Source organism: Microbacterium sp. (assembly GCF_031178445.1).
Classification (GTDB): Bacteria; Actinomycetota; Actinomycetes; order Actinomycetales; family Microbacteriaceae; genus Microbacterium.
On sequence record NZ_JAPSIY010000006.1, the window covers coordinates 1 to 18,901 of the forward strand.

An 18,901-nucleotide genomic window follows, 5' to 3' on the forward strand; every position below is an offset into this window, starting at 1 on the left:
GCCCGTCAGTGCCACTGCTGCAACCGCCGTGATCCCGATGAGGGGCCAGCGCTTCTTTCGGATGTCGACCATGGTCGTCCCTTCTCGTCGTCGAGTGATGCCGCTTCGACATTACCCGAGCGTTGTGGCATATACACAAAAATATTTACGAGTTGTGGCCGCGGTCACGCGACCGCACTCAACATAGGCGGCGGAGGTGAACGCGGAGACACGGCCGGATGAACGTCGGGGATGTGGATGCTGCGCTCGGGCGAGCATCGGCGGGCGGATCGCGGGGCCTGCGGAGTGGAATCCCTGACTGCAACCTGAGGGTTGCGCATCAATCCAACTAGTGCAACTATGAAGTTGCACATGGCCGATCGGCCTCTGACAATCATTCAGAAAGGCACCATCATGGTGAACATGACAGACAGTTCCTCCTCGATCGTCGACGAGGAGACCTTCTCCGTGCGGCGGAGCATCCACATCGCGGCTTCCGTCGACAAGGTGTGGCGCGCCGTCACCGAACCGGAGCACATCTCGCGCTGGTTCGGTCGCACCGTCCTCGACGGGGCCGGTGTCGGCGCCTTGGGCACGATGACCTTCTCCGACGGGACGTCGATTCCGCTGCGCGTCGAGTCGAAAGAGGAGAACCGGCTCGTCGCCTACGCCTGGAGCAACGACGACGCACTCGGAGATGCACCCGCAGAACTCGACGAGGCGACGTCGACGGTGTTCACGTTCACGCTCGAAGAGGTCGAAGGCGGCACCCGGCTCACCGTCGTCGAGACGGGCTTCGAGCGCACCTCCGACCCGGTCGCCAACCTCAAAGATCACCGGATCGGCTGGGACGCCGAACTCGACAAGCTCGTCGCCCTCGTGGAAGGAGAGGCGTGACCGCAGGTGCTCTGATCCCCATGTTCGCTGCGCTCGCCGATGAGACGCGGTGGAGCATCCTGACGGCGCTCGGCGAGGGGGAGGCCTCGGCCTCGGCCCTCGCCGAGCGGCTGCCGGTCTCCCGCCAGGCGATCGCCAAGCACCTCGCCGTGCTGCAGGAAGTCGGTCTTGTCGAGCCCGTGCGGGTCGGCCGAGAGGTGCGGTTCCGGGTGATCGGCGCCGAGCTCGCTGCCACCGCCCGGGCGCTCGACGCCATCGGCAGGAAGTGGGATCGCCGTCTCGCCGAGATCAAGGAGATCGCGGAGGGGCTGTAGGCCGGGTGCCGGCTCAGCTGTCGCCGGCCTCCGGCACCCACCGGAGCAGATCTCCCGGCTGGCATTCCAGCACCTCGCACAGCGCATCGAGCGTCGTGAACCGCACGGCTTTGGCGCGTCCGTTCTTCAGCACGGCGAGGTTGGTCGGAGTGATGCCGATACGGTCGGCGAGTTCGCCGACCGCCATCTTGCGACGAGCGAGCATCACGTCGATGTCGACGATCACAGGCATGTCAGATCACCTCGCCGAGCTCGTCGCGCAGGGTCTTCGCCTCGGCCTCGCGGTCGATCGCCTGACGCAGCAGCGCCTTCATCACGACCACGAGCAGCGCGAAGCCGGCGAGCACCAGCGACGCACCGCAGACCAGGCCCACGATGCCAGGGGCGACCCGCGTCGGGGCCAGGATCGCCGCGAATGCGAAGGCCAGTACCGCCGCAGCCGCGATCGCGCCGATGATCACATCGACGTAGCGGAACGACGCCGGCTGGAAGATCGATCCGCGACGCACCTTGGTGAGCAGCATCCAGACGCACACGGCGAACACCTGCATCGTCGCGACGCCGAGCACCGCGATGACGACGAAGCTCACGCGGAACCAGGTGGGGGCCCGTTCGAGGTCGATCCACAGCAATGGCACGATCACCGTCTGAACCACCAGCGAGCCCGCGAGCGCCAGTGCGATCACCACGCGCAGCAGCAGAATCATCGTCTTGCCCATATTGTCGCCTCTCGTCGTATGACGATGACAATCTATCGTTTATCGTTCGATTCGGAAAGTGCTGTTGCGGAGGTAGTGCGAGCGGGTGGACAGTGCTAGACGAATCGGGCGAGAGCAATATGGCAGGCGTGCACCACCGTTGGAATGCATACTGCCCCTTGCGCGCCGTGGTGCCCATGCGGAATGCTCTGTGGTTTGGTGCCGTGCCGCCCGCGGGCGGATACTCATCACATCCAGCCGCCGTCCCCTGACCACGTGCACGCGTCATGACACTCACCTCAGCGCCCACCGCCCCGCCGTCTGCCACCGTCGCCGTCATCGGCGCCGGCCGGCTCGGCGGCGTGCTCGCGGCTGCTCTCCGTGCCGCGGAGTTCACCGTCACGGGCCCGCTGGGACGTGACGATGGGATTCCCCGCACCGACATCGCGCTCCTGTGCGTTCCGGATGCCGAGATCCCCCGCGCTGCGCAGACGGCCCGCCGCGCCAGACTGATCGGCCACGTCTCGGGCGCCACCGGCCTCGACGATGTCGACTTCAGCGTCCACCCGCTGCAGACGTTCACCGGCACCGAGGGTCCGGAGATCTTCCGCGGAATCGGCGCCGCGATCGCCGGCCGCGCGGCCGAGGGTCGTGCCACGGCGGAGCAGATCGCCCTCGCGCTGGGCGCCAGGCCGTTCGAGGTCGACGACGCGCACCGCGCCGGCTACCACGCGGCCGCCTCACTCGCGTCGAACCTCGCCCTCGCCGTGCTCGATGCCGCGGAGCAGGTCGCCCTCGCCGCCGGCATCCGGCATCCACGCGGCCTTCTCGCCCCGCTGGTGGAACGCACCGTCGCCAACTGGACGCACACCGGTGCGGGCGCGGCGCTCACCGGTCCGCTCGTGCGCGGCGACCAGGCCACCGTCGATCGCCAAAGGGATGCGGTCACCGCCGCGAACGCTGAGCTCGCACCGCTCTTCGACGAGCTCGTCGCCCGCGCCAGGGACATCTCCCGATCGCGCACCGAACGACCGGAGGCCCGCACATGAGGATCATCCGCACCATCCCCGAGATCCGGGCCGTCGTCGGGGCGGCCCGCGCAGCCCGACAGCGCGTCGGGCTGGTGCCCACCATGGGCGCCTTCCACGACGGGCATCTCTCACTCATGCGCGAGGCCCGCGCCCACACCGACCTCGTCGTCGTCTCGCTCTTCGTCAACCCCACACAGTTCGGCCCGAACGAAGATCTCGCCTCCTACCCTCGCGACGAGGCCCGCGATGCCGAGCTCGCCGGGCAGCAGGGTGTCGACATCCTCTTCGCACCCGACGCCGCAGAGATCTATCCCGAGGGCTTTGCCACCAGCATCCATGTCACCGGGCTCACCGAGGTGCTCGACGGCGCCGCCCGCGGCGCCTTCCACTTCGACGGCGTCGCGACCGTGGTCACGAAGCTGTTCGGGATCGTCGCACCCGACGTCGCCTACTTCGGGCAGAAGGACGCGCAGCAGGTCATGGTCGTGCGCCGCATCGTGCGCGACCTGAACCTCGACGTGCGCATCGAGGCGTGCCCCATCATGCGCGAGCCCGACGGCCTCGCGATGAGCTCGCGCAACATCTATCTCGACCCGGCGGCACGACAGCAGGCCACCGCCCTCAACCGCGCCCTCGACGCCGCGGCGGCCGTCCACGCGAACGGAGAGCGCGATGCCGCGCGCATCGTGGATGCCGCGCGCACCGTGCTCGCCGACGCCGGCATCGAGCCCGAGTACCTCGAGCTGCGCAGCAACGACGACCTGCGCACGCTCGACCGGGTCGAGGGCGACGCGCTCCTGGCCGTGGCCGCCCGCGTCGGCGCCGCCCGGCTCATCGACAACCACCTCCTGAAAGGCGGCACCGGATGCGACGCACCATGCTGAAGTCGAAGATCCACCGCGCGACCGTCACCGGCAGCGACCTGAACTACGTCGGCTCGATCACCGTCGACCCCGAGCTGCTCGAGGCCGCCGACATCCTGCCGCACGAGCAGGTGCACGTCGTCGACGTCGACAACGGCTCCCGCTTCGAGACGTACACGATCGCAGGTGAGCGCGGCAGTGGCGCGATGCAGGTCAACGGCGCCGCCGCGCGGCTGGTGCACGCGGGCGACACCATCATCGTCATCTCCTACGCCGACTACTCGCGCGAGGACCTCGAGACCTACGAGCCGGTGGTCGTGCACGTCGATCGCGGCAATCGCATCATCCAGGTCGACGACGCGGTCGACCTGCTGCTCACCGAGGCGGCGGCATGAGCGTGCATGACGCGCCGCGACGCCGGCTCGCCCTGGGCGATCTCGCCGCCAAGAAGAAGGACGGCGAGCCCATCGTCATGGTCACGGCCTACGACCACCCCGGTGCGCGGATCGTCGATGAGGCCGGCGTGGACATGGTGCTGGTCGGCGACTCCGCGGCGATGACCGTGCTCGGGTACGACAGCACCGTGCCGGTCACTGTCGACGAGATGCTCATGCTGACCAAGGCCGTGCGCCGAGGCCTCACCACGGCCCTGCTCGTCGGCGACCTGCCGTTCGGCTCGTACGAGGCATCCGACGACATCGCGATCGCCACCGCCCAGCGCTTCGTGAAGGAGGCGGGGTGCGACCTGGTCAAGATCGAGCGCGGCGGCAGCACTGTCGAGCGAGCCAGGGCGATCGTGTCGGCCGGCATCCCCGTCGTCGGCCACGTCGGCCTCACGCCGCAGTCGGCCACCGCGCTCGGCGGGTACCGGGCGCAGGGACGCACGGCCGAAGCGGCGCTCGCCGTCATCGACGACGCCCTCGCCCTGCAGGACGCCGGGTGCTCCCTGCTCGTCATCGAGGCCGTGCCCGCCGAGGTGACGGCGGCGCTCATGCCGCTGCTGAGCATCCCCGTGATCGGCATCGGTGCGGGAGCGGATGCCGACGGGCAGGTGCTCGTCTTCCACGACCTGCTCGGCCTGTACGACGGGCCCGCGGCGAAGTTCGTGAAGCGCTACGCCGACCTGCGAGCCGCGGCGCTCGCCGGGGTCACGGAGTACGCCCGCGAGGTGCGCTCGGGGGAGTATCCGGCGCCCGAGCACGGCTACGCGATGCCGGCGGAACAGGCTGAGCGGATGCGGCAGCTGCTCGCGGCCCGAGCGGGTGTGCGGCACCCCGGCGCTTCGCCGGGCGCTGGATAGGCTGATCGCATGCGCACGGATGCCGCCGCCGACAGTCTCTCCGCCGGCGGGAGCCGCGCGCCACGGGTCATCCACACCGGGCAGGCGCTGGTCGACCTCGTCGTGGAGGTGCCCGATCTGCCCGCGCGGGGCCAGAACGTTATGGCCACGTCCGTCGCTCACTACGCGGGCGGCGCGGTGACGGTGCTGCTGGCTGCGGCGCGCCTCGGTGCTGAGTGCGTGCACGCCGGGGCGCACGGAACAGGCCCGAACGGCGACCTGATCCGTGCGGTTCTCGCCGCCGACGGGATCACGGCACCCGCCCCGCCGGTGGTCGGGCGCGACACGGGACTGTGCATCGTCGCGGTCGAGCCGACGGCAGAGCGCACCTTCCTCACGACCCTCGGCGCCGAGCGAGACATCAGCGTCGATGGCCTGGCGACCGCCGCCGCGCAACCCGGCGACCTGATCTGCGTCACCGGATACTCGCTCGCGGTCGAACAGACCCGCGAGCCGCTGCTGGCGTGGATGGCGACCCTGCCCGAGGCCGCAGTCGTCGTGCTCGATCCCGGTGCCGCGTTCGCGACGCTGCCCGACGTCGTTCGCGATGTGATGCTCGCGCGCACCGACGTGTGGACCAGCAACGCAGAAGAGGCGACCGACCTGCTCGCGGCGCGCTCATTGACGGCGAGCGCGTCGGATGCCGAAAGAGAGATCAGCGCGCAGGCCCGCACGCTCGCACCCTTGCTGCGCGACGGCGCGGTCACGATCGTGCGAGACGGCGCTGCGGGGTGCGCGGTGCACGTCGCCGGCGAGACCGCGTATGTCGAAGGCTTCCCGCAGACCCCGATCGACACGAACGGTGCGGGCGACACCCATACAGGGGCGCTGCTCGCCGAGATCGCTCGGCATCCGCACGCGGATGCTCAGGCCTGGGCAGACGCGTGCCGCCGCGCCAACGCCGCAGCCGCGATCAAGGTCACCCGTCGCGGCCCCGACTCCGCCCCGACGGCGGCGGAGGTCGACGACTTTCTGAGCCGCTTCGCGGCTCCCGCCGCTCGATAGACGCGACGCGCTCGCCGGCGAGATGTCGCCCTTCCATAGCGACATATAACGACATATCGTTGAGTATCGCTCGGCAGATCGCCGTCCGATGCCAGGAGGTCATCATGAACGGTTCGTTCCCCGGCGGCTTCGGCCACATCTTCGGCGACGGCGGCAAGCCGGGCGCCGGCATCTGGGACGCCATGGACAAGCTGCGCGCGGAGTTCGAACAGCGCACCGGCGGCTCGCGCATGGCGCGCGGCGACGTGCGCGCGGCGGTCATCGCTCTGCTCGCCGAGAAGCCGATGCACGGCTACCAGATCATCAGCGAGATCGGTGAGCGCTCCGGCGGGGCGTGGAAGCCGAGCGCCGGATCGGTCTACCCGACCCTGCAGCTGCTCGCGGACGAAGGGCTCATCACCTCGGAGGAGCAGGGCGGTCGCAAGACGTACTCGCTCACCGAGACGGGCATCCGCGAGTCCGAGGCCGGCGCCGACAAGCCCGCTCCGTGGGAGAACCTCGGCGCCCGCTCCGGCGGCAATATGACCGCGATCCCCAAGGCCGGCATGGAGCTGGCCAGCGCCGCCGCCCAGGTCGCGCGCACAGGCACGCCGGAGCAGGTTCAGCAGGCCGTCGAGGTGCTCGACGAGGCGCGCCGTAGGCTGTACTCGATCCTCGCCGACGGTTGACGCCGACGCCGAAAGAAGGGGCCTCGATGGCGGAGCACGATTCCGAGGCCTCATGGCAGGCCGAGCGCCCCGCTCGCGATGCGGGCGCCGGCCGTGCCGCGGCCGCGTGGCGCGGAGGCCGCGCCCGGTATCGCCGCATCCTCAACTTCGCCGCGCGCGCATTCGTGCAGACGTGGTGGTACGAGCTCGTGCTGCCGCGGCTCGGGATGTCGCGGGTCGCCGAGAGCACGAGGGACGCACGGACGCTGCGCCTCGCCCGGCGCTTCCGCGACCTCGCGGTCGACCTCGGCGGTCTGATGATCAAGGTCGGGCAGTTCATGTCCTCGCGGCTCGACGTGCTGCCGCCCGAGATCACCGCAGAGCTCGCCGGTCTGCAGGACGAAGTGCCGGCCGTGCCGTTCGAGGAGATCCGGGCGCTCGCCGAAGCACAGCTGGGCGTGCCGCTCGAGCGGGCTTTCGCGTCGTTCGACCCGGTGCCCGTCGCTGCCGCATCCCTCGGTCAGGCGCATCGCGCCGTCCTTTCGGAGACGGATGCCGCAGACACCGGTCTCGACCGCGTCGTCGTCAAAGTGCAGCGTCCCGCGATCGATCAGATCGTCGCGGTCGACCTGGCGGCCCTCCGCCGGGTTGCGGGCTGGCTGCGCCGGGTGCGCGTCGTCTCCGACCGCGTCGACGCCCCCGCGCTCGTGGAGGAGTTCGCGCAGACCTGCCACGAGGAGATCGACTACCTGCACGAGGCGGCCAGCGCCGAGCGGTTCGCGGAGTGCTTCGCCGACGAGCCGCGGGTGAGCGCGCCGGCCGTGGTGTGGGAGCGCACGACGCGGCGCGTGCTGACTCTCGAAGACGTCACCGCCATCAAGATCAACGACACCCGCGGGCTGCGCGAGGCGGGAATCGACCCCGCCGAAGTCGCGCAGGTGTTCGCCGAGGTCATGCTCGACCAGGTGTTCACGCACTCCTTCGTGCATGCCGACCCGCATCCAGGCAACATCTTCGTCACGCCGCACGCCTCGGGAACCGGCGGGTGGCACCTGACCTTCGTCGACTTCGGCATGATGGCCGAGGTGCCCGACCGGCTGCGCGACGGCCTGCGCAGCCTCATCATCGCCGTCGCCTCACGCAACAGCCGCGGTCTCGTCTCCGCCGCGCAGGAGATCGGTGTGCTGCTGCCGTCGGCGAGCACGGCCGAGCTCGAGCGAGCGCTGACCGTGCTCTTCGCGCGGTTCGGCGGCATGGGGTTCAACGAACTCCGCGACGTCGACCCCCGCGAGTTCCAGGCGTTCGCCGTCGAGTTCGGCGACACCGTTCGCGCCCTGCCCGTCCAGCTGCCCGAGAAGCTGCTGCTGCTCATGCGCGCCGTCTCGCTCACATCGGGCATGTGCAGCTCGCTGGACCCGACGTTCAACATCTGGGAGCCCGTCGAGCCGTACGCGACCCGCCTGCTGCGCGCCGAGAGCGGCAGCCTCGCGCAGGATCTCGCGGGGCAGATGCTCTCGAATGCCGGCGTCCTCTGGCGGCTGCCGGCCGAGATCGATTCGGTGCTCACCCGCCTCGATCAGGGCGCGCTCACCTTCGACACCTCACGCCTTGAACGCCGCCTCGACAAGCTCGTCCGTATCGGCAAGCGTGCGGTTTCCGCGCTGCTGTTCGGCGGAATGCTCATCGGCGGCGTGCTGCTGCTGGGTGTCGTTCCCTGGTTGGGTGTGACCCTGATGGCCGCATCCGTCGTACCGCTGCTGCACGCGTTGTTCAGTGGGCTGGGTGGGCGCTGAGGCCGCGTCAGAGCACTGCTGGCCGTATACGTATTCAAGTGCGGAGCTGTTTCGAAAAATAGGCTTCCCTAAGTCGGATGCATACGTATACCATCGGGGCATGGCAAAGATGACTACCCGGGCTCTCTCGGCATTCGCGCTGGCACTCAGCGCGACTGTCGCCCTCACCGCATGCGGTGCTGGTTCCCGCACCGACAACGAGAACGCGACGAAGGTGTCGTGCTCCTACGAGGCTCCTGCAGAGAAGACGACCGTCAACGTCCTCGCATACAACTCGTCGGCTATCGACCCCTTCACCGACACCATGGTCTCCAGCTGCACGACCGACATGGTGACCCTCAAGCACGACCCGATCGACTTCGGTGGGCAGGTGACGAAGACCACCGCGACGCTCGCGGGTGAGACAGGCACCTACGACATCCTCGAGACCTATGGGTTCGTGATCCCCGGCTTCGCCGACGACGGCAAGCTCGTGCCGCTCGACGATCTCTGGGACAAGTACGCCGCCGACTACGGCCTCGATCAGATCAGTGAGTCGATGCGTGCCGGCATGTCGTACGACGGCAAGCTGTACGCGATCCCGATGCAGGCGCAGATGTACGTCATGGCGTACCGCACCGACATCTTCGAAGAGCTCGGGCTCGAGGTGCCTGAGACCTTCGACGACATGATCGCCGCGGCCGAGGAGATCAAGGCGGCGGGGGAGATGGAGTACCCCATCGCCCTGCCCTGGCTCGCCACCGCCGATGTCACCACCAGCTACGAAGCTGCGATGAACTCGCTCGGCGCCGACTTCGCCACCGCCGAGGGCGAAGTGACCCTCGACACCCCCGAGGCCAAGCAGGCTCTCGAGGCACTGCTGGCCCTCAAGCCCTACATGGACCCGCAGGTGACGACGTTCGACCAGCCGAAGGTGCAGCAGCAGCTGTTCAACGGCAGCGCGGCCATGGCCATCATGTTCTCGGGTCGCATGATCGACCTGACCATGGAGAGCAACACCCAGCTCGCCGACAGCTTCGGGTTCGCGGGTGCGCCGAAGCTCACTGCCGACGCACCGCACTCCTACAACCGTCTCTCGATCGACGGCTGGTCCATCCCGTTCAACACCGCACTCGATCACGACATGCTCTTCGAGATGATGGCGTCCGCCGTCAGTGAAGATGCGTCGAAGGCGGCGGTTCCGGCGGCGTACCCCGCACGCGAGGGCATGGTCACCGAGGAGAACTCGCCGTACGGTGCGGCCGCGAACGACTCGATGGCCACCGCGATGCCGCCGGTCGTGTCGCCCGTCCTCGCGGATGTCACGAATGAGATCCGGCCGATCCTGGTGAACATCCTCAACGGCAAGATCTCGGTCGATGAGGGCCTCGCCAGCATGCAGGCCGCCGGCGAGAAGGCCGCCGGCTGACCGCTTGCGAGACGATGGATGCCGCGGTCCGGGCCCCGCGTCCGGACCGCGGCATCAAGAGGAGGACGTTCCATGAAGGCACGTGAGTTCTGGCTCCTGTTCTTCCCCAGCCTGCTGGTGATGGGGGGACTGCTGGTGCTGCCGCTGCTGCGCACCATCCAGTGGAGCTTCGAGGAGGTGCACTACGGCACCCCCGGCACCTTCGTCGGCGTGGAGAACTTCCTCGAGGCGCTGACCGACGAGCGGTTCGGGCGAGCGGCGATGTTCACGGTGGTGGTCACCCTGATCACCACGGCGATCCTGCTGGTCTTCGGCTACATCATCGCGGTCGGCCTCAACCGGCTCACCACCTCGCGCCCCCTGGTGCTGGGGATCATGCTCGTGTCGTACGTGCTTCCCAACCTCGTCGGCGCCGTCGCCTTCTCGTGGCTCTTCGACGACAACTTCGGCGGGGTGGTCAACCGCATCATCGGGCTCTTCTCGGGCACGCAGGTGCTGTGGTTCACCGACCAGGTGCCCAACGCCATCCTCGTGATCGCCAACACCGTCTGGCACATGCTGCCGTTCGCGATGCTCATCATCCTCGCCGGCCTGCAGGGCGTGCCCGTGGAGCTGCGAGAGGCCGCGACGATCGACGGCGCGACTCCGTTGCAGACCCATCTGAACGTGATCATCCCGACGATCCGCGGAGTGCTCGGCTTCGTCACGCTGATCTCGATCATGGATGTGCTCCGCATGTTCGATAACCTCATCCCGCTGTCGCCGCAGGCCCAGTCCATCGGCAACGAGTCGATCATGCTTTACGTGTACTCGGTGGCCTTCGCCGACGGAGCCCAGAAGCTCGGGCTCGGCAGCGCGATCAACGTGCTCACGATCATCCTGATCCTGGTGATGCTGATCCCCTTCATCCGCGGGATCTTCAAGGAAGCGAAGGCCGAACGATGACGCTCCCCGACCTCGACCTGTCCACGCGCGCGGTCACCACCGGGCGCCCGGCCTCACGGGGCCGCTCGCCGCAGAGGACGAAGCGACCGGTCACCACCGGCATCCTGCTCGCGATCCTCTGCGTGGTGACGCTCAGTCCCTTCATCTGGATGACGCTCTCGGTGACCAAGCCCACCGATGTCGCCTTCGCGAACCCTCCGGTGCTGTGGGACTACGAGCCCACGCTCAAGGCCTTCATCGATCTCTGGGAGACCACCTACTTCGCCGACTACCTCGTCAACACGATCGTGGTGGCGGTGGTCTCCACGGTGATCGCCCTGGTCATCGGCATCCCCGCGGCCTACGCGCTCTCGCGGTTCCCGAGTTATGTCTCAGCGCTGCTGCTGGTGCTCGCGCTGATCTTCCGTGCACTGCCGCGATTCGCGGTCGTGCTGCCGATGTACGACATCAGCCGCGCCCTGGGCATCTACGACACGACCTTCGCTCTGGCCATCGCGCTGGTCGCGATCAACCAGCCGTTCACGATCTGGCTGCTGCGCAACTTCTTCGCCGAGATCCCTCGCGAGCTCGACGAGGCGGCCATGATCGACGGATGCACGCGCATCGGGATGCTGCGCCGCGTGATGATTCCGCTCATGGGCCCTGGCATCCTCACGGCGGGCATCTTCGTCTTCCTGTTCGCCTTCCAGGAGTACCTGACCGCCCTCGTTCTCACCGACACGTCGTCCAAGACCGTGCCGGTGTTCATCGCCACGCAGCTCGGTCAGACCCTGCCCATGCTGCAGCAGGCGGGAGCGGCGTCGATGCTGCTCACGATCCCGGTGTTCGTAATCGCGTTCATCGCTCAGAAGTACCTGGTCGCGGGGCTCAGCGACGGCGCTGTGAAGGGCTGAGCGGTGCACCCCCTGGTGCTGCTGCCCGGCATGAACTGCACAGCGGACCTGTGGACGGGAACCGGGCTCGAGCCGGCCATCGCGCCCGCACTCGATCGGCCCGACATGTCTGAGCAGGTGGAGGCGCTGCTGGCCGATCTTCCCGATCGATTCGTGCTCGTCGGACTCTCACTGGGAGCCATCGTCGCCATGGCGCTCGCGCAGGCGGCGCCCCGGCGCGTGGCGGGTCTGTGCGTGATGTCGACGAATGCGAAGCAGCCCACCCCGGCCCAGCGCGACGGGTGGCAGGACTGGCTCGACCGCATTGATCGTGGCGAGAGCGCGCGCGAGCTGCAGAGGAGCATCCTGAACGGGCTGCTCTCGAAGGAGGGCAGGGAACGCGTCGACGCCGTGGATCGCACGCTCGAGATGGGCGAGCGCACCGGCGAGCAGCGGTTGCAGGCGCAGCTGCGGATGCAGCAGACCCGTCGCGACCTGCGCCCCGGCCTGGATGAGCTCACGATGCCCGTGCTGGTGATCGGCGGCCAGCAGGACGCCATCTGCCCGCCTTCGTTCCACGCCGAGATCGCCTCGGCCGTGCCGAACGCGCGATACGTCTCGACCGACGGGGGACACCTGCTCCCGCTCGAGCGGCCGGAGACCGTCGGCTCGCTGATCAGCGACTGGCGGGCGCAGCATCGCATCTGAGCATCGCATCTGAGCGGAGGGGCCGGTCCCCCTCCGCTCACTTCGCCGAGCGCTGTGTGGGAGTCGGCCCGGTCGGAGTGCGGCGGGGCCAGGGACGCCCGTCGACGAGGCCCTCGAGATGCGACATCAGCGAATGGGCGAGGTTGTAGACGACCAGCTGCGCGCCGCCGTCGAATGCACGACGAGCCGCGGCCGCGTCGCCGACGATGTCCATGCGCAACGACCCGGTGTCGCGCAGCGACGCGTTCACCAGCGCGATCTGATCGGTCACCGGCAGATCAGCGGGGCCGGATGCCGCCGCCAGGTCGGCGGGCCCGACCATGAGGCCGTCCAGCCGGGGCGTGGTCGCGATCTCACCGGCCGCCGCGACACCGACCGGCGACTCGATCATGCCGAGCACGAGCGTGTTCTCCAGGAACCAGCGGCGATGCTCCTCGGCGGGCGTCCGACCGAATCGCCCTGCGCGACTGTACGTGGCGAAGCCGCGCTTCCCGTCCGGCGGATACAGACATGCTGCGACGAGCCGCTCGGCATCCTCGCGGGTGTCGATGTGGGGCGCCAGGACGCCCTGCGCCCCCTGGTCGAGCACGCGCAGGATCTGGCCGGGATCGTCTTCACCCACCCGCACGATGACCGGCACGTCGTGCACGGACGCCAGTGCGATGTGCTGACGCAGCGCGATCACGTCGGCGGGGCCGTGCTCGCAGTCGATCAGCACGAAGTCCATGCCTGCGATGGCCGACATCTCGACGAGCTCTTCGGACGGCATCCGCAGCAGCCCGCCGATCAGACGCTCCCCGCGCAGCGCGCGCGCCCGCAGTGAGGCCATCACGCCACCATCCCGGCCGAGAGGTCGACGTCGGCACCGCACATGCCCGGCATCCCGAGCATCGACACGACGGCCGCACCGACCTCGGCTTCGGTGACCATGCGCCCGAGCGCGGAGCGCGAGACGAAGGCCTGCTCGGCATCCTGGATCGTCGAGCCGGAGCGCTCCGCCTCCAGACGGAAGTTGCGCTCCATCCTGGGCCCGGCCACCGGTCCCGGCGACAGGGTGTTCACCCGTACTCCCGCCGGCCCGACCTCGAACGCCAGAGTCGAGGTCAGACCGATGACGGCCATCTTCGACGCGCAGTACGGCGTGCGATGGGCGAGGGGGCGCTTGCCGGAGACGGATGCGATGTTGATCACGTCGCCGTCGCCGCGGGCGACCATCCCGGGCAGGAACGCTCGGCAGAGCAGGTAGGTGCCACGGACGTTCACGGCGAACACCTCGTCCCAGGCCTCGGGTTCGATGTCCGTGAGGGCCGCGACGGGACCGGGGATGCCGGCGTTGTTGACGAGGATCGAGATCCCGCCGCCCGGAAGATCCGTGTCTGCCAGTGTGTCGCGGAGGGCGTCGACCGACGCCGCGTCTGCCACATCGCAGGTCAGCATCCGCGCACGCTCGCCGAGCCGGTCCACGACCTGCCGCAGCTTGGACTCGTCGCGCCCCACCACGACGACCTCGGCGCCCTGCGCGTGCAGCGCGGCGGCGATGGCGGAGCCGAGCCCGCTGCCCCCGCCCGTCACGAGGGCGGTGCGACCAGCGAGCGAAGTCACGAGGCCGCCTGAGCATCGAGGGCGGATTCGATCCAGTCGAACCGCTTGCCCTCGTGACGCCACACGCGCGCGTCGCCGGAGCGCGCGTGACCTTCGAAGAGCTCGACACGCGCGGCGCGGCCGCACACATCGCCGAGCAGTGCCGAGGATGCCGTGTCGACGACCTCCTGGTACGTCACGGTGCGCAGATACTTGCCGACCCAGAGGCCCCCGGTATAGCGCGCAGCACCGAGCGTGGGCAGCACGTGGTTGGTGCCGATCACCTTGTCGCCGTACGAGACGCAGGTGTTCTCGCCCAGGAACAGGGCGCCGTAATCGTGCATGCGGGTGAGTGCCTCACGGGGCTCGGCGGTGAAGATCTGCACATGCTCCGACGCGAAGCCGTCGGCGATGCGGTACGCCTCGTCGAGATCGCCCGCGACGATGACCTGCCCCCAGTCGCGCCACGCCGCTTCGGCGTAGTCCTTCGTCGGCATCTCGGGCAGGATGCGATCGATCAGGCGCATGACCTCCTCGGCGAGCTGCTGGGAGGTCGTGACCAGAACCGCAGGGGATTCCGGTCCGTGCTCGGCCTGCGACAGCAGGTCGACGGCGGTGAAGAAGGGGTCGGCCATCTCGTCCGCCACGATGAGGATCTCGGTGGGGCCGGCGAACAGGTCGATGCCCACCTCGCCGAACAGCTGGCGCTTCGCCTCGGCGACGTAGGGGTTGCCGGGGCCGGCGATCATGTTGACCGGAGCGATCGACTCGGTGCCGACCGCCATGGCGGCGACGGCCTGGATGCCGCCGAGGATGTAGATCTCATCCGCACCGGCCATCTTCATGGCGGCGACCGTTGCGGCGGGGATCTCACCGCGGATCGGCGGCGTGCAGGCGACGACCCTGGGCACGCCGGCGACCTTCGCCGTGATGATGGTCATGTGGGCGGATGCCGTCAGGGGGTACTTTCCGCCCGGGATGTATGCGCCGGCCGCCTGAACCGGCACGTGCTTCTGCCCGAGCAGCACGCCGGGCAGCGTCTCGACCTCCATATCGACGAGTGTGTCGCGCTGCGCCTGGGCGAACCGGCGCACCTGCGCCTGCACGAACTCGATGTCGTCGATCACCTGCTGATCGAGGGTGCCGATGATGCGGTCGATCTCCTCGTCGTCGAGCCGATACGAGTCGCGGCTCCATCCGTCGAACTGCTCGGCATAGCGGCGGACGGCCGCGTCTCCTTCGACGCGGATCTCGTCGATGATCGCCGTCACCCGCTCGGCGACATCGCGCTGTGCGGTGTCGGCGAAGGACTTAGACGGGGCCGACTTCAAGTGCAGGGCCATGGGGCTTCCTCTCAATGCATACGTATGCTGAGATTATGACGCCGTATGCATTGCGGGTCAAGGGGTCTAGAATCCGATGAACCAGTGGAGGGGGAGTCCGCAGTGGTCACGAGCCGCGATGTCGCACGCCTGGCAGGCGTGTCCCAGCCGACTGTCTCGCGTGCCCTGCGGGACGACTCGAGGGTGTCGGGCGAGACGAAGAGACGCGTGCGCGAGGCGGCGCAGCTGCTCGGCTACGTGCCCAGCGAGGCGGGACGGGCCCTCTCCTCCGGGCGGACGAGACGCATCGGGCTTCTCGTCACCGACCTGGACAACCAGTTCTACTCCCACATCATCGCGCCGGTGCACCGCGAGCTCGAGCGGCTCGGCTACCAGCTCATGCTCCACACCGAGACCGCCGACAACGAGACCGTGGCCGAGCGGCTGATCGCCAACGGACTGGACGGCGTCCTGCTCGCAACGTCCACGGTCGACTCGGTTGCCCCGCTCCGTCTGCGCGACCGCGGCATGCCCTTCGTGTACTTCAATCGCGTCGGCACGCTCGTCGGCGCGGATGCGGCTGTCGTCGACCCCCAGAAGGGCTATCGCGAGGCTGTCGACCACATCGTCGGACTCGGGCACACCCGCATCGGCGCCGTGCTCGGTCCTGCCAACACCAGCACCGCGCAGGGGCGCGAGGCGGCCCTGCGGGCGGCGCTCGCGGCCAATGGTCTGATCCTTCCCGAGGCGAACGTGCGCCGAGCGCCGTACAGCGCCGCCGACGGCGAAGCGGCGGCGGCCGAGCTCTTCGACCTCGCCGAACGGCCGACCGCACTGTTCTGCGGCAACGACGTGGTCGCATACGGAGCGCTCAACGCCGCGCGGCGCGCGGGGCTGAGCGTGCCGGACGACATCTCCGTCATCGGCTTCGACGACCTGCCGGAGGCCGCCTGGCCCATCGTCGACCTGACCACGATCGGATACGACATCACGGGCATGGCGCGTGCCGCCGCCGATCTGATCGTCCGGCGCATCGAGCAGCCGGACGCACCCAACGACGAGTCCCGGTTCGACTCGTCGTTCGTCGAGCGCAGCACGGTCGCGCCGCCGAGGGCCTGAACGCAGCGCGTCGGATCTCGGCGCGACCGACGACAACCGCTTGTTCTGAGATCCGCTATTGCATCTAGTTGTGCATACGCATACACTGCCAAACATCGACAGTCGCCGTCCGGGCGTCGTCGACATGTAAAGCAGCAAAGGAGCAACAGCGTGCCTCTCGACCCGGTCGCCTACCAGCCCTATAAGGACCCCGACGACTTCATCCGCGAAGTGACCGATCTCATCTGGGTGGATCGCTCGATCGGCTACATCCGTGAGAACTACGAGCCCGACTCGATCGTGCACGGCGCCTACGGCACCTCCACGACGCGGGACGAGGTGATCGAGGGCACGCTCATGCGCATCTCCGACACCCCCGACCGCACCGGCCAGGCCGAGGACGTCATCTGGGAGGCGCGCGGCGACGACGCGTTCCTCAGCTCGCACCTCGTCCTCTCGGGCGACCTTCACCAGCTCGGTGTGAGCCGGACGATCGCGAACTGCCTGTACCGCCGCGGCCGCATGGTCGAGGAATGGGTCGTGCGCGACAGCCTGGCGGGTGCACTCCGCCGTGGCGACGACCTCGACGAACTCGCCCGCAAGCAGGCGTTCCGCGGATACCAGGGCTCGTGGACCGAGGCGGCGCCGGCCGACCCCATCGCCGTCGGCGACTCCGGACCGCGCCCCGACGATCACCGCACAGAGGTCGAGCTCGTCATCGACATGATCCAGACCGTGTGGAACGAGCGCGACCTTCAGAAGGTGGAGCGGTACTTCCTGCGCGATCTGGTCCTGCTCACCGTCGGCGACCGCACCGTGCTCCGGCCCGAGGGATACCGACGAGCACTGCTGCGCTTCCTCGAGTCGTTCCCGGGCGGGCAGTTCGAGATCCGCGACATCCAGACGAACTACGACGTCCGGTACGCCGGTCTGCGCGTCGCCGTCACGTGGAAGTTCGTCGGCGACTACAACGGGCGGCCGAACTACGGCCCTCTGACCGGAAAGCCGGTCGACGTGCTCGGCATCTCACAGTTCACGTTCCACCAGGGCGCCCTGGTGAAGGAGGTCCGCCTGTGGGATGACATCGCGCTGCGCGCGCAGATCGCCGGCATGCGGGGCGATGAGCCCGTGGGGCCTTCGAACATCTACTGAAGCAACGAAGATCAGCAAGGAGAGAGTGAAATGAACGACGTCATCGTCGATGCGGCCGAGATCGATCGACGGACGATCCGCAAGTCCGACTGGGTCGCCTGCAACGCGGCATTCATCGACTGCCGCACCCCGGGATCCGATCAGAAGGAGAACTATTCCTTCATCGGCGTGGGGGTCTCGCAGAGCGCGAACCAGTACATCAACCTGACCGAGCAGCACGGGTTCAACACAGGCGCGGCAGGCATGCCGAACGGCATCTCGAACAACCTGCACCTGCACTTCACGGCCGAGGTCTTCGTCAACCTGGGCGGTGAGTTCCGTCTGCGCTGGGGTGTCGACGGCAAGCAGGGAGAGTACGTCAGCCACGACGGCGACGTGATCTCGATCCCCACCTGGATCTTCCGCGGCTTCACGAACGAGGGTCCCGATGAGGGCATCCTCTACACCGTGCTCGGCCGCGACGACACCGGCGGCATCATCTGGGGTCCCTCGGTGCTGCGCGAGGCGGAGTCGTACGGCCTGCACCTGACGGCCGACAACCGGCTCATCGACACCGTCGCCGGAGACGTCCTGCCCGACGACGCCGACCTCATCAAGCCGATGAAGCAGCACTACATCGACGAGCTCACGGCGTACTCGGTCGAGGAGATGCGCTCGCGGGTCGTGCAGCCCGGCGACCGCAAGTACGACTCCCGCGCGCTGCTGTGCACGGCCGTCGAGGGCGGGAAGGTCGACCTGGCACTGGTGATCGGCTACGGCATGACGCAGAACCGCCGTCAGGTGCCCTCGATCCACGAACCGCACTCGTTCAACCTCGCCTGGGTGCGGGCCGAGGCCGGGCAGGGTGTGCTGCGCTTCCGCCAGCAGCAGACCCAGGCTCTGCTCGTGAAGTCGGGCCAGTGGGAGGTCGTACTCAACGGCGACCCCGCCACCGCACTGCGCTTCGGTCCCGGCGACTCGTTCTCGGTGCCGGTCGGCGCCTGGCGCTCGTTCAGCTGCGTCGAGAACGGCGAGGCCGGCGCCGGCGAGATCCTCGTGATCAACGGCGGCGACGACCGGGTGTACCCGGAGTGGGCGCCGGATGTGGTCGAAGCGGCCAAGGCCGCCGACGTCACCATCGACCCGAACGGCTACCTCGCACCGCTCGGTGTCATGGTGACGGCCACCGAGGACGACTGATCGCCGACGCCGTAGAGCACGGCGGCGAACCAGGCGGGGCCGGCACGACGCCGGCCCCGCCTCGCGTGCG

Annotated in this window: 21 protein-coding genes; 16 read left to right on the forward strand and 5 right to left on the reverse strand. The window is 68.6% G+C overall.

Annotated elements, in window-relative coordinates; genetic code table 11:
* The first annotated feature begins 402 nt into the window (after nt 1-402).
* Nucleotides 403-876 carry an SRPBCC domain-containing protein gene (locus RIN43_RS09850; protein ID WP_309128741.1) on the forward strand — a complete coding sequence of 158 codons (474 nt, stop codon included), beginning with the start codon at nt 403-405 and terminating at the stop codon, nt 874-876.
* Nucleotides 873-1,190, forward strand: coding sequence for a metalloregulator ArsR/SmtB family transcription factor (locus tag RIN43_RS09855; RefSeq protein ID WP_309128742.1), 318 nt, complete (start codon nt 873-875; stop codon nt 1,188-1,190). The genes RIN43_RS09850 and RIN43_RS09855 overlap by 4 nt, the downstream gene beginning before the upstream one ends.
* Before the next feature lie 13 nt (nt 1,191-1,203).
* Here the strand turns inward: RIN43_RS09855 and RIN43_RS09860 are convergent, their stop codons facing one another.
* Both RIN43_RS09860 and RIN43_RS09865 read right to left on the reverse strand, forming a co-directional pair.
* Complete coding sequence (locus RIN43_RS09860) at nt 1,204-1,422, reverse strand: helix-turn-helix transcriptional regulator (RefSeq protein WP_309128743.1); 219 nt, start codon at nt 1,420-1,422, stop codon at nt 1,204-1,206.
* Nucleotide 1,423: 1 nt separating this feature from the next.
* Nucleotides 1,424-1,909 (reverse strand): DUF2975 domain-containing protein, encoded by a 486-nt coding sequence (locus RIN43_RS09865; RefSeq protein ID WP_309128744.1) that lies wholly within the window; start codon nt 1,907-1,909, stop codon nt 1,424-1,426.
* Nucleotides 1,910-2,175: 266 nt separating this feature from the next.
* Here RIN43_RS09865 and RIN43_RS09870 point away from each other — a divergent pair, with 266 nt between their 5' ends.
* The 11 genes from RIN43_RS09870 (at nt 2,176) to RIN43_RS09920 (ending at nt 12,499) form a co-directional block, all read left to right on the forward strand.
* Entirely contained in the window at nt 2,176-2,937 is a 762-nt protein-coding gene (locus RIN43_RS09870; RefSeq protein ID WP_309128745.1) for a DUF2520 domain-containing protein, read from the forward strand.
* Complete coding sequence (gene panC / locus RIN43_RS09875) at nt 2,934-3,803, forward strand: pantoate--beta-alanine ligase (RefSeq protein WP_309128746.1); 870 nt, start codon at nt 2,934-2,936, stop codon at nt 3,801-3,803. Before RIN43_RS09870 ends, panC begins: the two co-directional genes overlap by 4 nt.
* Complete coding sequence (gene panD / locus RIN43_RS09880) at nt 3,785-4,177, forward strand: aspartate 1-decarboxylase (protein ID WP_309128747.1); 393 nt, start codon at nt 3,785-3,787, stop codon at nt 4,175-4,177. Before panC ends, panD begins: the two co-directional genes overlap by 19 nt.
* Entirely contained in the window at nt 4,174-5,082 is a 909-nt protein-coding gene (gene panB / locus RIN43_RS09885) for a 3-methyl-2-oxobutanoate hydroxymethyltransferase (RefSeq protein ID WP_309128748.1), read from the forward strand. The genes panD and panB overlap by 4 nt, the downstream gene beginning before the upstream one ends.
* A gap of 9 nt (nt 5,083-5,091) precedes the next feature.
* Entirely contained in the window at nt 5,092-6,126 is a 1,035-nt protein-coding gene (locus RIN43_RS09890; RefSeq protein ID WP_309128749.1) for a PfkB family carbohydrate kinase, read from the forward strand.
* Nucleotides 6,127-6,230: 104 nt separating this feature from the next.
* A complete protein-coding gene (locus RIN43_RS09895) occupies nt 6,231-6,794 on the forward strand; it encodes a PadR family transcriptional regulator (protein ID WP_309128750.1) in 564 nt (187 codons plus the stop codon).
* A gap of 26 nt (nt 6,795-6,820) precedes the next feature.
* Nucleotides 6,821-8,566 carry an AarF/UbiB family protein gene (locus RIN43_RS09900; RefSeq protein WP_309128751.1) on the forward strand — a complete coding sequence of 582 codons (1,746 nt, stop codon included), beginning with the start codon at nt 6,821-6,823 and terminating at the stop codon, nt 8,564-8,566.
* A gap of 100 nt (nt 8,567-8,666) precedes the next feature.
* Nucleotides 8,667-9,974 carry an extracellular solute-binding protein gene (locus RIN43_RS09905; protein ID WP_309128752.1) on the forward strand — a complete coding sequence of 436 codons (1,308 nt, stop codon included), beginning with the start codon at nt 8,667-8,669 and terminating at the stop codon, nt 9,972-9,974.
* Nucleotides 9,975-10,046: 72 nt separating this feature from the next.
* Entirely contained in the window at nt 10,047-10,919 is an 873-nt protein-coding gene (locus RIN43_RS09910; RefSeq protein WP_309128753.1) for a sugar ABC transporter permease, read from the forward strand.
* Nucleotides 10,916-11,812, forward strand: coding sequence for a carbohydrate ABC transporter permease (locus tag RIN43_RS09915; protein ID WP_309128754.1), 897 nt, complete (start codon nt 10,916-10,918; stop codon nt 11,810-11,812). Before RIN43_RS09910 ends, RIN43_RS09915 begins: the two co-directional genes overlap by 4 nt.
* Before the next feature lie 3 nt (nt 11,813-11,815).
* The gene (locus RIN43_RS09920) at nt 11,816-12,499 is read left to right on the forward strand and encodes an alpha/beta hydrolase (protein WP_309128755.1); all 684 of its coding nucleotides are present in this window, start codon (nt 11,816-11,818) and stop codon (nt 12,497-12,499) included.
* Nucleotides 12,500-12,536: 37 nt separating this feature from the next.
* Here RIN43_RS09920 and RIN43_RS09925 read toward each other — a convergent pair whose 3' ends face one another.
* Genes RIN43_RS09925 through hisD form a run of 3 tightly spaced genes read right to left on the reverse strand, consistent with a single transcriptional unit; the run spans nt 12,537 to nt 15,423 of the window.
* On the reverse strand, nt 12,537-13,328 hold the full coding sequence (locus RIN43_RS09925; protein ID WP_309128756.1) for an aldolase/citrate lyase family protein: 792 nt from the start codon (nt 13,326-13,328) through the stop codon (nt 12,537-12,539).
* Entirely contained in the window at nt 13,328-14,101 is a 774-nt protein-coding gene (locus RIN43_RS09930) for an SDR family NAD(P)-dependent oxidoreductase (RefSeq protein WP_309128757.1), read from the reverse strand. Before RIN43_RS09930 ends, RIN43_RS09925 begins: the two co-directional genes overlap by 1 nt.
* Entirely contained in the window at nt 14,098-15,423 is a 1,326-nt protein-coding gene (gene hisD, locus RIN43_RS09935; RefSeq protein WP_309128758.1) for a histidinol dehydrogenase, read from the reverse strand. Before hisD ends, RIN43_RS09930 begins: the two co-directional genes overlap by 4 nt.
* Before the next feature lie 45 nt (nt 15,424-15,468).
* Here hisD and RIN43_RS09940 point away from each other — a divergent pair, with 45 nt between their 5' ends.
* The 3 genes from RIN43_RS09940 to RIN43_RS09950 all read left to right on the forward strand — a co-directional run bounded on the left by RIN43_RS09940 (nt 15,469) and on the right by RIN43_RS09950 (nt 18,831).
* Complete coding sequence (locus tag RIN43_RS09940; RefSeq protein ID WP_309128759.1) at nt 15,469-16,521, forward strand: LacI family DNA-binding transcriptional regulator; 1,053 nt, start codon at nt 15,469-15,471, stop codon at nt 16,519-16,521.
* A 150-nt stretch (nt 16,522-16,671) separates the two neighbouring features.
* Nucleotides 16,672-17,652, forward strand: a complete 981-nt coding sequence (locus RIN43_RS09945; RefSeq protein ID WP_309128760.1) for an ester cyclase — start codon at nt 16,672-16,674, stop codon at nt 17,650-17,652.
* Nucleotides 17,653-17,682: 30 nt separating this feature from the next.
* Nucleotides 17,683-18,831 carry a hypothetical protein gene (locus tag RIN43_RS09950; RefSeq protein WP_309128761.1) on the forward strand — a complete coding sequence of 383 codons (1,149 nt, stop codon included), beginning with the start codon at nt 17,683-17,685 and terminating at the stop codon, nt 18,829-18,831.
* Nucleotides 18,832-18,901 lie beyond the last annotated feature (70 nt).